This window comes from Providencia sp. wls1943 (assembly GCF_009706275.1).
GTDB classification, from domain to species: domain Bacteria; phylum Pseudomonadota; class Gammaproteobacteria; order Enterobacterales; family Enterobacteriaceae; genus Providencia; species Providencia zhijiangensis.
The window spans coordinates 68,624-83,344 of sequence record NZ_WLTU01000023.1; the positions used below are offsets into that span (position 1 = coordinate 68,624).

The 14,721-nt window shown below is 41.1% G+C and carries 16 protein-coding genes and 1 tRNA gene; 7 read left to right on the plus strand and 10 right to left on the minus strand.

The genetic code is table 11. The annotated features are described in order from the left end of the window. Positions 1-11 precede the first annotated feature (11 nt). The 3 genes from glsB to trmB are packed head-to-tail and all read right to left on the minus strand — an operon-like array spanning position 12 to position 2,065. Entirely contained in the window at positions 12-980 is a 969-nt protein-coding gene (gene glsB, locus GKR48_RS11830; RefSeq protein WP_410431244.1) for a glutaminase B, read from the minus strand. A 36-nt stretch (positions 981-1,016) separates the two neighbouring features. Further along, a complete protein-coding gene (locus GKR48_RS11835) occupies positions 1,017-1,346 on the minus strand; it encodes a YggL family protein (RefSeq protein WP_036954142.1) in 330 nt (109 codons plus the stop codon). Positions 1,347-1,348: 2 nt separating this feature from the next. Further along, a complete protein-coding gene (trmB, locus tag GKR48_RS11840; RefSeq protein ID WP_154628231.1) occupies positions 1,349-2,065 on the minus strand; it encodes a tRNA (guanosine(46)-N7)-methyltransferase TrmB in 717 nt (238 codons plus the stop codon). Between the two features lie 237 nt (positions 2,066-2,302). On the opposite strand from trmB, the gene mutY reads away from it, so the two are divergent. The 4 genes from mutY (at position 2,303) to GKR48_RS11860 (ending at position 5,099) form a co-directional block, all read left to right on the plus strand. Next, positions 2,303-3,370, plus strand: coding sequence for an A/G-specific adenine glycosylase (gene mutY, locus GKR48_RS11845; protein ID WP_154628232.1), 1,068 nt, complete (start codon positions 2,303-2,305; stop codon positions 3,368-3,370). Continuing rightward, the gene (locus GKR48_RS11850; protein ID WP_006657365.1) at positions 3,367-3,636 is read left to right on the plus strand and encodes an oxidative damage protection protein; all 270 of its coding nucleotides are present in this window, start codon (positions 3,367-3,369) and stop codon (positions 3,634-3,636) included. Before mutY ends, GKR48_RS11850 begins: the two co-directional genes overlap by 4 nt. 123 nt (positions 3,637-3,759) lie before the next feature. Beyond that, a complete protein-coding gene (gene mltC / locus GKR48_RS11855; protein ID WP_154604525.1) occupies positions 3,760-4,833 on the plus strand; it encodes a membrane-bound lytic murein transglycosylase MltC in 1,074 nt (357 codons plus the stop codon). Positions 4,834-5,023: 190 nt separating this feature from the next. Next, positions 5,024-5,099: transfer RNA gene (locus GKR48_RS11860), tRNA-Phe, on the plus strand. Between the two features lie 401 nt (positions 5,100-5,500). Here the strand turns inward: GKR48_RS11860 and GKR48_RS11865 are convergent. The 7 genes from GKR48_RS11865 to GKR48_RS11895 form a co-directional block, all read right to left on the minus strand. Then, positions 5,501-6,049: a hypothetical protein gene (locus tag GKR48_RS11865; protein WP_154628233.1), complete on the minus strand. Its 549-nt coding sequence runs from the start codon at positions 6,047-6,049 to the stop codon at positions 5,501-5,503. Between the two features lie 453 nt (positions 6,050-6,502). Continuing rightward, positions 6,503-7,285: a sulfite exporter TauE/SafE family protein gene (locus GKR48_RS11870; RefSeq protein WP_154628234.1), complete on the minus strand. Its 783-nt coding sequence runs from the start codon at positions 7,283-7,285 to the stop codon at positions 6,503-6,505. Positions 7,286-7,291: 6 nt separating this feature from the next. Further along, positions 7,292-8,134 (minus strand): MurR/RpiR family transcriptional regulator, encoded by an 843-nt coding sequence (locus tag GKR48_RS11875; protein WP_154604514.1) that lies wholly within the window; start codon positions 8,132-8,134, stop codon positions 7,292-7,294. 15 nt (positions 8,135-8,149) lie between these two features. Further along, positions 8,150-9,514: a PTS transporter subunit EIIC gene (locus GKR48_RS11880; RefSeq protein ID WP_154600402.1), complete on the minus strand. Its 1,365-nt coding sequence runs from the start codon at positions 9,512-9,514 to the stop codon at positions 8,150-8,152. Positions 9,515-9,567: 53 nt separating this feature from the next. Then, entirely contained in the window at positions 9,568-10,488 is a 921-nt protein-coding gene (gene murQ / locus GKR48_RS11885; RefSeq protein ID WP_154628235.1) for an N-acetylmuramic acid 6-phosphate etherase, read from the minus strand. Between the two features lie 187 nt (positions 10,489-10,675). Further along, a complete protein-coding gene (locus GKR48_RS11890) occupies positions 10,676-11,368 on the minus strand; it encodes a carbohydrate-binding family 9-like protein (RefSeq protein WP_230088655.1) in 693 nt (230 codons plus the stop codon). 192 nt (positions 11,369-11,560) lie between these two features. Continuing rightward, on the minus strand, positions 11,561-12,472 hold the full coding sequence (locus GKR48_RS11895) for a LysR family transcriptional regulator (RefSeq protein WP_154628237.1): 912 nt from the start codon (positions 12,470-12,472) through the stop codon (positions 11,561-11,563). A gap of 103 nt (positions 12,473-12,575) precedes the next feature. Here GKR48_RS11895 and GKR48_RS11900 point away from each other — a divergent pair, with 103 nt between their 5' ends. From GKR48_RS11900 to GKR48_RS11910, 3 genes are all read left to right on the plus strand, one after another. Further along, complete coding sequence (locus tag GKR48_RS11900) at positions 12,576-13,175, plus strand: FMN-dependent NADH-azoreductase (RefSeq protein WP_154628238.1); 600 nt, start codon at positions 12,576-12,578, stop codon at positions 13,173-13,175. 521 nt (positions 13,176-13,696) lie between these two features. Continuing rightward, positions 13,697-13,996, plus strand: a complete 300-nt coding sequence (locus GKR48_RS11905; RefSeq protein WP_154628239.1) for a helix-turn-helix domain-containing protein — start codon at positions 13,697-13,699, stop codon at positions 13,994-13,996. A gap of 92 nt (positions 13,997-14,088) precedes the next feature. Continuing rightward, positions 14,089-14,667 carry a fimbrial protein gene (locus tag GKR48_RS11910; protein WP_154628240.1) on the plus strand — a complete coding sequence of 193 codons (579 nt, stop codon included), beginning with the start codon at positions 14,089-14,091 and terminating at the stop codon, positions 14,665-14,667. Positions 14,668-14,721: the final 54 nt, after the last annotated feature.

The following is a 14,721-nucleotide window of genomic DNA, read 5'->3' on the forward strand; positions in this document are numbered from 1 at the left end:
TTGAGAGGTAATTAGAAAACAGAACGTCCAATTCGTTTCGATAAAAGCTCTAAGGCAGCACAACCCACCAAAGAGTTTCCGGCTGAATCTAATTCCGGTGACCACACGGCTACCGTAAATTGGTTAGGAACCACACACACAATACCGCCACCGACACCTGATTTACCGGGCATTCCAATACGAAATGCAAATTCACCAGAACCATCGTACATACCACAAGTCATCATCAACGCATTGATTTGTCGAGATTGTAGCGGCGTGATAATTGGGTCTATCGAACAAGGTGACTCACCTTGATTCATTAAATAGGTAAAACACCTAGCCAGTTCGACACAATTCATACTTAGAGAACAATAATGAAAATAAGTTTCTAAAACCGTTAAAACATCATTATCAAAATTGCCAAAAGATTTCATTAAATACGCGATAGCTGCATTGCGGCTCGCATGCTCCATTTCTGAACGAGCGACATTGATGTCATAGCTAATGTCAGGTTCGCAAGCGAGTTTTCGGACAAACTCCAGCATCCGCTGTTTTGGTGCGCTTAAACGAGATTGCAGCATGTCGGCAATCACAATCGCGCCGGCATTGATAAAGGGATTACGGGGAATGCCCTTTTCCATCTCTATCTGAATCAATGAATTGAACGGCAGCCCTGAAGGCTCTTTACCAACACGGCTCCAAATTTCTTGCTCTTCGTAGCGCGTCATTGCCAAGGTTAAGCTGAGAACCTTAGAAATGGATTGAACTGAGAAACGTTTTCTCGCATCTCCAGCAGTGAAAATATCGCCCTCTGCGGTATGAACCGCTATCCCCAAATGATGTGAAGGAATACCGCCAAGCGCCGGTATGTAGTCAGCCACCTTCCCTTGACCTATCAGGGGGCGGACTTGCTCCAAAATATCATGCAGTAATTGGTCAGAAAACTGGGTGCTCAAGTGTTTTGCTCCAGAATGGATTACTCTAGAAAATAAAGGCATCCAATTGGATGCCTTTATTAATAATCAAACTAGCTATTATTCCCACCAAACATCAAACAGTTCAGAAACAACAACGTCGTTCATCCCTTTTGATTTTAGCCAATTTTCAACGATTTGACGGTGTTCTTCGGTACATTTACCAATTTTCTGCAGGCAAACAATCCCTTCCCAGTTCATGTAGCCGCTAGCTTCAAATGCCAGACCGTTTGGTTCGATAGCTTCAGCAATCAGTTGGTCAACGACGCTGTCCACTTCTTCGATTGGCGTGCCTTCTTTAAAGTTCCACTTAACAATGAAACCTAATTCTTGGAACTCGTCCAAACGCATTTTTTTACGTAAACGGCGACTACGTTGTTGTTTAGCCATGATTAAACCCTCTTAAACATTAAATCCCATACACCGTGCCCTAACCGCTGGCCGCGCTTTTCAAACTTTGTTTCTGGTCTTGATTCTGGACGAGGAACGTAGTCCCCTGACGTGGATACGTTTTCATACCCAGCCACGCTGGTCATTACCTCAAGCATATGCTCTGCATAAGGTTCCCAGTCTGTCGCCATGTGGAAAACACCACCATCAATTAATTTACTGCGAATTTTTTCAGCAAAAGGTATCTGCACAATACGACGTTTATTGTGTTTCGCTTTATGCCAAGGATCAGGGAAGAATAACTGAACCATTGCTAAGCTGCCGTTCGGGATCATGAAGTCTAAAACTTCAATGGCATCGTGGCACATCACGCGTAGGTTGGTGATGTTCTCTTCTTTTGCGGATGCCAAACAAGCCCCAACGCCTGGTGCATGCACTTCAATACCCAGAAAGTTTTGATCTGGGTTTTGTGCTGCCATCGTCACTAGTGAGGTGCCCATTCCAAATCCAATTTCCAGAGTGACTGGATTTGAATTATTAAATAGTTTTGCGAAATCAAAGGGTTCGTTAACAAAATCGATCCCCATTTCTGCCCATTCGCTTTCTAATGCCTCTTCCTGACGTTTTGTCAGACGCCCTTGACGGCGGACAAAACTACGGACACGGCGCATAACCCGCCCTTCTTCATTATATTCGGGGGAGATAACGTTATTGATCATAATAAAGTTCTAAAAAATTCGTTGTCCAGTTAGATAATGTGCCAACAAGAGTATAAAAAAACCCAAACATACCTAATTAATTAATATCTAAGTATGGTGGGAAAGGGAGTTTAGCAAAACTTCAAGGATCTTGCAGTTGATAATTGGATAACTTTACACAAGAAGCGGTTTACAGCTATCACCGTCTATGTTGCAATCCTCTCCATGACTGAAATCGCGATAAAAATATTATAAATAATGGAAGCTCAACAATTCTCAAGTGCAGTGCTCAAGTGGTATCACAAATACGGTCGTAAAACCTTGCCATGGCAGCAGGAAAAATCCTCCTACCATGTTTGGCTCTCTGAAGTCATGTTGCAGCAGACCCAAGTTAGCACAGTCATTCCCTATTTTGAAAAGTTCACCCAACGCTTTGCGGATGTGACTGCACTGGCGAATGCGCCCCTTGATGAAGTTCTGCATTTATGGACAGGGCTCGGTTATTACGCACGAGCGCGCAATCTACACAAAGCAGCGCAAGTGATTGCCACCCAATATAATGGTCAATTTCCTACCACATTTGAGGAAGTTAATGCGCTTCCTGGAGTGGGACGTTCAACGGCAGGCGCCATTCTTTCCCTTTCCCAAAAACAACATTACCCAATTTTGGACGGTAACGTAAAACGCGTGCTTGCTCGCTGCTATGCTGTCGCGGGTTGGCCGGGTAAGAAAGAGGTAGAAAATCGCCTGTGGGAAATCAGCACCAACGTCACCCCCAAAGTAGAAGTCGAATATTTTAACCAAGCCATGATGGATCTTGGTGCAATGGTGTGTACTCGCAGTAAACCAAAATGCGAACTATGCCCACTCAATACCGGCTGTGTTGCTTACGCTAACCATTCTTGGCAGGAATATCCGGGGAAAAAACCTAAGCAGAAAATTCCGGAAAAAAGCGCATGGTTTTTGATCCTTCAACATCAAGATAATGTCTGGTTAGAACAGCGCCCTCCTTCCGGCATTTGGGGCGGTTTATTCGCCTTCCCACAGTTTGAAAGCCATGAGCTACTGGCTCAGTGGCTAGCTGATTCTGGCCTGCAATATGACACGCCAGAACAATTAATTGCTTTTCGCCACACGTTTAGCCATTTTCATTTAGATATTATCCCTGTAAAAGTTAATATTCAGGCATTTAATTCTGCCATGGATGAAGGCAACGGACTCTGGTATAACTTACACCTAGGCGCAACCGTTGGGCTTGCAGCTCCGGTTGAAAGTTTGCTAAAACAACTTGCCTTACTACCTGATATTCGAGGAAAAAATAAATGAGTAGAACCATTTTTTGCACTTTCTTACAACGTGACGCCGATGGGCAAGATTTCCAGCTTTACCCAGGTGAATTAGGAAAGCGTATTTTTAATGAGATTTCGAAAGAAGCATGGAGTCAATGGATGACAAAACAGACTATGCTGATCAATGAAAAGAAATTAAACACCATGAACCCAGACGATCGCAAAATGCTGGAACAAGAAATGGTGAAATTCTTATTTGAAGGTCACGATATTCAAATTGATGGCTATACCCCAGAAAAATAGTTTTTAGGTCTCTACCTATCGAACCTCAAGTTGCACGGCTCGGTTTGCTAACCTCCTGCAACTTGAATGTTTTAGAGTAAATGACCGAAATAGCAGCTAGCTTGCATTATTATTGTGGATCGTATGAAAAAATTATTTGCTCTCACATTGTTGATTCCCCTGATTGTTTCTTGCTCCAGTAATCAGAAATCCGACTTTAATCCCGACTACGTCAAAGATACCAATGGCTTTGATATTTTGATGGGGCAATTTGCTCATAACATCGAAAATATTTGGGGGATCAAAGAAGTCCTGATTGCAGGACCTAAAGACTATGTGAAATATACCGATGAGTATCGTACTCGTAGCCACATTAACTTTGATGCAGGGACAATCACGGTTGAGACCATCTCCGCTGTAGAGCCGTCAGAACACCTGAAAAAAGCCATTGTCACCACATTATTGATGGGCGATGACCCGAATTCCATCGACCTCTATTCTGATATTAACGACATTCCCTACAGTAAAGAGCCATTCCTGTTTGGTCAGGTGATGGATAATACGGGTGAACCGATCCGCTGGGAGTGGCGAGCCACTAAATTTGCAGATTATCTGATCAGCAATAAAATGCAGCGCAGACAATCTGGTATGAATATTGTTTGGTCGGTGACCATGCAATTAGTACCAAACCACTTAGATAAACGCGCCCATAAATATATGCCATTTATTAAGAAATCCTCCGCGAAATACGGTGTGGATGAATCATTAATTCTGGCTATTATGCAGATTGAATCGAGCTTCAACCCATACGCAGTTAGCCGTTCTGATGCGCTAGGTTTGATGCAAATTATGCCAAACACAGCCGGTAAAGATGTCTTCCGCTCTCAAGGTAAATCAGGAGTACCAAGCCGCAGTTACCTGTTTGACCCAGAGCAAAACATTGATACAGGTACGGCATACTTAGCTATCTTACAAAATAGTTATTTGGGGGATATCAGTAACCCAACTTCACGTCGCTATGCGGTTATTACGGCTTATAACGGCGGTGCAGGCAGCGTGCTACGCGTCTTCCACAATGATAAAAAACAAGCGGCTCAGCGTATTAATAACCTAGAGCCGGGAGAAGTTTACGAAACGCTTTCCACCAAACACCCTGCGGCGGAATCTCGTAATTATCTTATTAAAGTGAATAAGGCGCAGAAAAAATATTTACGCTAATAAATCCTTAAAATAGCGATAAAAATGCCAGTAAACCATCACGGTTGCTGGCATTTTTTTCACTTTTTGTGAGTTTTTGCATTGATTTGCTTAAAAATTAATTGAAACGCTGAAAAAAAACGCACTCAATCAAAAGTTTTTAGAAACCGCCTTGACTCACCCTCTTAAATCAGGTTTAATACGCTCCGTTGCCCGGATAGCTCAGTCGGTAGAGCAGGGGATTGAAAATCCCCGTGTCCTTGGTTCGATTCCGAGTCCGGGCACCACTATTTAAAGAACCCGCCCTAGTGGCGGGTTTTTGCTTTTTAGCCTTTCCAAACTTATTCAACCAGAATCTACTCAGCAACCGCCTATTTGCGCCAAAAACCAAAGGGTTAACCTTAGCGCAAACCGCCAAGATGAGCATAGTGAAAAGAAAATAGCCTTTTGTTAGCTATTACGATTAATCAAGCAGAAAAAGACAGGCTATTTATTCTTGTTCACACGAACATGAATGTAAAAGAGTATTCTTTGTAGAAAACAGGTAAATATAACACCAACTACTGAGTTTAATTTTTACATCGCGATTGTATTTTTGCATCCCCCCCAACAATTGGTTATTAAACTATTGAGGGTTACTTCACCGAATGATATTTTTTGCTTTCCGTAAACTAAAAATCTCATCTGGCTAGATTTCAGCTTCTATAGGTTCTTTAGAGATTAATTCAACTTTATCGCTTCTTAAAAATTGAATACCCGTAAGATCATTTCCATAAACATCTCTCAGTTCCCACTCTTTTTTTAGAAAATGGCCACCTAATAAGGCATCAAGCCGAGATAAATCAACTTTTACTTTTTCATTAGAATCAATATTGAGTTTTGTCTGTAATTTATAGCGAAGAAATTCCAGCATAATAATACTTGCATTACATATCGCATATTGGTTTATTAACGCTAAGTTTCCACCAATTACATAACATTCCCAGTTATGATGAACATCAACAATCGCATCTAATTCACTATTTTCATATAATGGCATAACGCCATAAAACATTTGCAGAAGAAAAAGAATTTCACACTCAACCAGACAATCATCTGAAGATGAAAAACTCGGCAACTTATCTCTAATTAACTGAATATAAGCGCAAGCTTGTTGAAATTGCTCTAGGCTTAAATTTGTTTCAACACCATAAAACTGTGCTGATCGGCTATACGCATGAGTTAACTGATATTTCATAATATAATCATTTGGGATTGATGCTTTTCAATACTCTTGAAAAACAAATAACGTGTTTTCCAAAATATAAATCGCAATTTAAAATTAATTAAAAATCGTATCTTTATAAGAGCATCCACTTCAATATCAATTGTTTAAAGCAAAAAACAATATCAATTATTACATATACAAAAAAGATAACGCCATATTTTAAAATTCAACAATGAAAATCAAAAATAGATTCACTTTCAATGAATGAAATTTATTATAGTTCAACATTTCATTAATGATAATATTTTTTCAAATTAAAAATCAAAAATTCAATTATGTTTATTATTTTCAAAATTTGAATTTCATTTTCAGATGGGAATTAAATAGAAAATAACATTGATAGTTTAAATATAGCTATATTTAAACTATCAATTTCAGACTGATTGAAAAAGTAGGCGAACAAGAAAAAGAATTACTTCATCTTTACGGCATAATCACTTTCCATGTCATCATCACCGCACTGCATAAAATCAGCAGTAACGTAATATATTGGAAAGTCCGTTCAGACAATTTCACCAGTAAATATTTTGCCAGCGGCATCACTAACAGCGCCCCCGCACACAAAATTAATGCCAATTTTAAATCCGTGTGGCCATCTTGCGCATAAGCCAGCGCCGAAGAGCCCGATAATACGGTAGTTACCACAATCGATGTGCCAATGGCTTGCTTGATATTTAAATCCATATAACGCAATAACATTGGCAGAACCACAACTCCACCGCCAACCCCTGTTGCACCTAATACTATCCCCGCCAATACCGCTGGGATTGCCATCGCTTTTAATTGGTTTTCTTTCACAGAAATTTTTTTACGCGGATTAGCAAAAAACATCCGTTGAATAAATAAATACAACGAAAAAATAATGGCAGCGGAGACCAACACATTAATACCCCACTCCACCTGTTTTTCATAAGCTGGGATGCTGCCTAACCACGTCACAAACAGGCTGGATAAAAACGTACTTGGCAACATAATCGCCAAGACAATCAACGCTCCTTTTAAGGGAATATTGCCTAAGCGAAAATGCATGTATGACGAAGAGACCTTCATCAGCATAGAGAGAAAGTTAGCTGTTGCCACTGCGGCTAAGGCATTAAGCCCAAAAAAGTAAGTCAGTATGGGTAAAACAATCACACCGCCGCCCACACCGGTTGTGCTTATAATCAAGCCAATCAGTGCGCCGATGGCTAACTCTGTGACAATCATGGTGGTTTATCCTGCCTGAGTAACGGCTTGTCGACCTTTTTGCAATGCGATGTCTGCATCTTCATTGGCAAGGGTTAAATATTTGAAAAATAGCGTATCGAATATGACCATCTGCAACACTTGAGGCGTGATCACTCCCAGCTGAGAGTGTTGTTCATCATAGTAATATGGCAGCGTTAAATCCGCGAGACGCGCCGCATCATCTTGCCCAAAGCGCGTTAAAGCAATCGTCGTACAGCCATTTTCATGTGCCGACTTCAGCATTCGGTTAATTTCTGGCGTATTGCCCCTTGCTGTCACGGCGATGGCGAGATCGCCTTCACCTAAATTTGCCGAATAGCTCAGTTGCACATGCAAGTCAGGGCTAAATAACGCCGATTTATTAACGCGAATAAGCTTATGGAAAATATCATTCGCTACAATCGCAGACGAGCCAATACCAAATAGCACAATGCGCTTGGCTTCAACCAATTTTTGCGCGACGGCATCAACCGCGGCGGGCTCTAGCAGTTCTAAGGATTTTTCAATGGCGCTAATAAATAACTGCCCAGATTTCGCGATAATCTGAGCTGTATCATCGTTACGGCTCAGATTGCCATACAAACTTTCCGCTTTGTGTTGCTTCTCGTCGGATAGATAATCGACTTTAAATTCAGGATAGCCACGGTAGCCCATTTGCCTTGCAAAACGAATGACGGATGCACTGCTCACGCCAGCCTCACGAGCCAATTCAGCGGCATTCATTGCCACAAGGCTATCGCGATATTCCAGCAAAAACTTCGCAATACGCTGCTCTGTGCCTTTGCCTCTCGTCAATAAGCTTTCCAATTTTACTGTCAGTGCTGACATGGCTATACCTTCTTATTATTTTTCTGGATCGTTGAAGCCTATTATCATACTGGCAATGAAACCGACAATCCATGCGCCTGCTACCGCAATCAGAAAATCCAGAATTTGCCCATCACCCACCAGCGGAATTAAGGATAAACCCGCAGTACCAAATGGAATGATAATACCCACATGGAAGAACGCCATCAGCGCACCGCCCGCGGCTCCACCGATACAGCCTGCAATAAACGGTTTACCCAGCGGTAAGGAAACCCCGAACAGTAATGGCTCACCCACACCGAAGATACCGACGGGTAATGCCCCCACTAAGGTTTTCTTTAAACGCTGATTCTTGGTTTTCAGGAACACCCAGAAACATGAACCGACTTGTCCCATTCCGCCCATGGCTAAAATCGGGAATAAATAGTTCAAACCAAAAGTTTGTAGTATTTCCGCGTGAATAGGGATCAAACCTTGGTGCAGACCTGTCAATAATAAGAATAGGAAGCTGCCACCTAAGATGCCGCCCGTTGCTACTGCCCCGCCGCCACTACTCAGCAGCGCCACAGAAACCCCTTGCGCCAGCACTTGGTTCAGATAATGACCCGCTGGTTGGAAGACGACTAACGCCACCATTGCAGAGACCAAAATCGTCACAAACGGCGTCACAATCAGATCCAAACTCTCTTTGATGATACCTCTAAACCACACTTCAAATTTAGAAGAGAACACCACCACCATCAGCACCGCGAAAATTCCGCCGCTATTTGGTTGGAGTTTCTCACCAAATAAGGTGATATCGGCTAAGCCTGGCATTGCTAAAAGCCCCGCCATCACTGCACCAATCGACGTGGATGCACCTAACTCTTTCGCAGTATTTACCCCTATCATGATAGATAAATAGGTAAACACAGCACTACCAATTAGCTTTAATAATTTAAATAGCTCCGGGAACTGATCAACCACTCCTGGCGCCACTAAACGCACAATATTAATCAGCCCCATAATTAGACCGCAACCAATTAACGCAGGAATGGTTGGGACGAAAATTGCGGCTAATGTATTGAGCATACGGCGGATAGAGAACGATTTTTTCTCTGGTGCTGATGGCGTACTTTCATCACTCGCTACGCCACTGTTTTGCATTCTTTTATTCATCACAGAGAAGACTTTCGCTGCCGTCCCCATGCCCACAATCACTTGCTGTTGTTCACCATTAAAAACAACGCCTTTCACACCTTCCACTTGCTTGAGTGCATCTGCATCAAACTTGCTATTATCTTTTAAAACCAGACGAATACGCGTCATACAGTGGGTTAAGGTACCCACGTTTTCAAACCCGCCCGCATATTTTTCTATTTCTCTGGCGAGCACTTCCAGATGTTCTATCTTATTAGCCATAGGATTTCCCCGGTGTCGACTGAGTTATGACTCTGTTTATGTTATGTTTTACGCTATTCACTGTGACTGTTTAGCATCGAATCCAAGCTGGTATTCGGGTTGCGCTGAACAATCTCTGTCGCTTGTTGTGCAGTAATATTCAATTCATACATTAAAATGGCGCGACGCGGGTGGTAATCCACTTGCTTCAATAATGCTGCTGCAGTGTCGATATCAATCCCGCACACTTCCCCTACAATACGTTCAGCACGACGCAGTAATTTAATATTACTCGCCATCACATCGACCATTAAATTGGTATGAATTCGTCCTAAACGCCCCATGACACAGGTGCTTAGCATGCCTAAAATCATTTTCTGTGCAGTCCCGCTTTTCATGCGCGTGGAGCCAGAAAGCACTTCCGCCCCAACATCCGGCGCAATGGCATACTGGGCTAAATCACTCAGTAAACCGTGCCCACGGGTGGTGATCCCTACGGTTAATGCCCCGATTTGATTACCATATTCAATCGCCGCTAAGGTAAATGGTGTTCGCCCGCTTGCCGCAATGCCGATAATCACATCTTTTTCCGTTGCGCTACGTTCCTGTAGTTCTTTCACCGATGCTTCCGTTGAATCTTCAATATTTTCAACGGCTTTCAACATAGCTGAATGACCGCCCGCAATAATCGATTGCACCATTTCTGGCGATGTACCAAATGTTGGTGGGCACTCTGCACTGTCTAATACTGCCAGTCGCCCACTGGTGCCAGCACCCACATAAAAAATCCGCCCGCCTTGTTTTAAACGATCGCTAATCACATCCACCACATTGGCGAGTTCCGGCAGCACAGACTGCAATGCCGTTGCTACCGTGCTATCTGCCTGATTAATTACCGTTAACATGGATAAGGTATCTAAACGAGAAAACTGTAATGTGTCCTGGTTAAGTTCATTGTTCAAACAATCGCTAAGCGTATTTTCGGTTACTGACATGGCACACCTCAACTGAAACTATATTTCATTAGAAAATACTATTTATGAATTTTAATTTCAATTCTAATCATAACAAGTTATTCACTTGTGATGATTTACGTGACTGGCCTCACAACAACAACATGAAAAAGAGTGAAAGAATCGGTGGCAACGTTATAAACCGTTTAAGGCTGCCACCGGATGAGGATTATTTGACGAGCTTACAGCTTCCGAAAGCGGAAGGGATATGGAAGTCTGGTTTTACTGAATCTGGCTTGATCCAACTGATCCACTTACGCACTTGCTTAGGTTCACCGGCACTAAACTCGCCGCGTAGAATGGCACACATCAAGGTTTTCTTGTCATTATCTTGCCAAAGATTCAGTTTAGTGAATTCATCCATATCGATTTTCCCCGTTAACACATAACCTTCAGGGGTAATTTGTCCAACCGTTTTCAGTGTTTGCCAATTCCAGCTTGGATCGACTTCACGGTAAAAATTGGCTTTCGCATCAAATGTACGACCTGATGGATCCATTTCAGCCGTGTAATACGGTTTTAATTCAGGGCTGGTTGCAAAGAATAATTCAACGCGATCTGAGTCCAATACCGCCTGATCTTTATCAGCGTCTTTGCCTAGCTGAATGTCTTTATCATCCGCAATAAAGCGAAAATAGAGTGCATTGTCGCTCCATAATGCACGGAAATCGGTTTTTGGTGGTGTCTCATTTTCCCACGGATAGATAAAGTCAGTGAGCACTTCAGCCTGCTCCCAAACCGCTGCTTTTTGAGCATCTTCAAGGGAATTAATCTGCACAGTATGATGAATGGGGTACTCTTTTGCCGCCACGCTGGCGGTCACTAACAAGGTTGTTGCTGCAAATAGGGTCGTTAATTTCATGCCTTGCCTCACTTTATCGGTTTTATAATGTGCGAATAACATCATGGTGTTTTTTATAAAGGAATCGTTATGATTATTTAAGAAATAAAATTTCATAACATATAACAAATATAGAATTAAAATTTCACCAAGAGCAAGGCATGTTCAATAAAAACCCTCACATTGTGAAGAGGCTCACTGTTTATAATTTCGTTATTCTGACCTTAGACTTAAGGCTAACTTTTCACGCATCGCATCGATAACTACTCTTATTTTTAGCGGTAAAAAGGACGTTGCGACCCACACGACAGAAATTGGGTAACGAGCACTTTGATAGTAAGATAAAACCTCAACAAGCTGCCCTGAGTCTATTTTTTCTTGCACCAACCACTGCGGTAAATACGCAATTCCCGCCCCTTGAATAGTCGCCAACATAATTGTTTGCATATCGTCCATAACCAATTTACTGGTGGGTAAATAACGGTGCTCTTGCTGAGCTTGATCATGCACTTGCCAAGGTAAAATGTGACCGCCTTGTGTGTAAGCGATAAGTTGATGCTTTTCTAATTCTGAGAGTACTGTCGGTGTACCATTTGCCGTTAAATAATCGGGTGAGGCACAAAAAATCATTTTATGGTGGCCAATTTCGCGTGCAATTAACTGGTTTGAATCAGCCAGCTGCCCCACCCGCACTGCAACATGAACCCCTTCTTGCTGTAAATCCACATTCCGGTCATTCAATAACGTCTCAATCTCCAATTTAGGGTAAAGATTCATTAACTCAATCAGTAGCGGGATAACATATAAGTTTCCCAATAGCCGAGGCGCGGTAATGCAGACTTTCCCTTCGACATTACGTTTACCACTTTCCAAGAAGTTTGACGCTTCTTGCAGAGAATTCAGCGCATGGCTCGCATATTCATAAAGCACCATTCCATCATCCGTTAATGCTTGTTGACGGGTAGTACGCTGAAACAGTGCAACGCCTAGGCTATTTTCTAAACGTGAAATACTTTTGCTCACTGCTGAACGTGTTACATGTAGCCGCTCAGATGCTGCGGTAAAATTTCCGCTTTCAACCACAGCAATAAAAATAGGTAAACAGTTCAAATCTAACTTGTTCATATTGGTGCTCAATTGGAAACAATATAAGGAAAGAATATCACTCATTGTCAACTTATCAAGCCAGATATACTGGCCACATCCTAAGTTGATAAGGAACAATTCCATGAAAATTTTAGTTATCAAATCCAGTATTAACGGTGCACAATCGCAAACCAATACCTTAATTCAACAATATCTGGATGAACGTAAAGCCCAAGGCTATCAAGACTGTGTTATCGAGCGTGATGTGGCAGAAAACCCATTACCCGTTCTCAATCAAGCCCGTTTCGCAGCATTAAGAGGCGCGGAAATTAGCAACCCTGATTTAAAAAATACAGCAGAGCTTTCTGATCAACTGATTGCAGAGCTTAAAGAGAGTGACTTACTTCTCCTTGGTGCGCCAATGTACAATCTCAATGTGCCAACTGAATTGAAAAATTGGTTTGATTTAGTCGTTCGTGCTAGAGAAACTTTTCGCTATACCGCAACCTACCCACTGGGGTTAGTGGAAAATGTCAAAGCGCTGGTGTTTAGTGCTCGAGGCGGTATTCATTACGGGCAAGAGACCGATGCGATTACGCCTTATTTAAACTCTGTATTAGGGTTAATGGGTATTAACGATGTTCAATTTATCTACGCAGAAGGTTTAGATATGAAACCCGAAGGTTATGAGGCAGGACTCGCCAAAGCTAAACAACAATTAATGCTTCTCATTCATAATTAAGTTTCATAATTAAATAAATCCCCACGCTACATTATTTAATTCGTGGGGATTTTGTTTTCATTTAATTAACGAACAATACTTACTTACAACTGTTAATTGTCAGCTAATGTATTGTATTAATTAATATTTGAATAGCTTATTTCTTTATAAAAATAGACTGCACAGCAATACAGCAAACCATAATAACTCTCATATTGCGTAACCGAAAGCGCGAAATGAAAGCAAATATTATATATTGTATCACTTTGTTTCATTTAAGGATTAATAAATAGATTTTATTTATTGGTCTACGTCATTATCAAAAAATTCTTTTATTTAACTTAAGATTTAACTCATAAAAAGAGTGATTTTCTAGCAGATATTCTAAGTTTTTTATTTCATTTGAATGTAACATTATATTTCATCATATTTTGAGTATTTACATCATTATTTAACCTATCTACAATTCGCCTCGTTTTGAAATCATCCAATCATACAAATCATATTTAACCAATCTAGGTAATTAACTAATTATCAATATAATGAAACTAAATGAAAAAACAGGAAGATTTATTAGAAATGCACGGATAAGCAAAGGATTATCTGAAAAAGAATTAGCATCCTTAATATCAGTCAGTCAGCAACAAATATCAAGATATGAAAGAGGAATATCAACATTAAGTATTGAGAATATTTTAAGAATTTTAAATGCATTAAATATCCCCTTCGATGAATTCAGTAGCAAGGTAATAAAGCCAGAACAAAATAGACTTTTCAATTTACTAATTGATGAGCTAGAAACTGATGGTGTAATTCATGTAGGCAATCTCAAAAATACATAAATGTATTTTTCGGAGTGCATGCTTTATTTTTAATGCAAGCACCAAACAAGAAATAAATCCTTTTAAAACCTTATCTAATGGAAAGTAATATAATGAAACTTAAGTTAATCGCTATCGCATTGCCTATTTCTCTAGCTTTATCTGCAAATGTATTTGCAGAAGAAGGTCCTGGTGCTCCAGAAGAATTAGCTCCTGTTACTGTCGGTGGTGGCGTTGTTAATTTTGCGGGTACTATTGTGAATACCCCTTGCGTTATTGACAATGATGATGCTTCACAAACAGTTAATTTAGGTCAATACCGCCAAGATGCTTTTAATGGTAAAGGCTCTGTGTCATCACCTGTTGGTTTTGATATTAAATTAACTGGATGTGCAACTGAAACATTCAAAAATGTCTCTCTGACGTTCGCGGGTATTACCGTTCCTGACGAAGAGAAAATCCTTGCTCCAGTAGCCTCACAAAGTGGACAAACAACTGCAACTGGCGTAGGTATCCAAATTTTACAAAACAGTAAATTAGTCAACGTTGATGGACTGAAAGCAACAGACATTATTAAGATGAATGAAGGTGATAGCACATTACGCTTCCAAGCACAGTACATCGCATTAGCGGGTAAAGTGACTGCGGGTTCTGCTAACGCATCTGCCGATTTCACTATTACTTATCAGTAATATTTCTGTCTTAGCACCCGTGTCATAGCGGGTGCGCATTATTTATATCCGGAG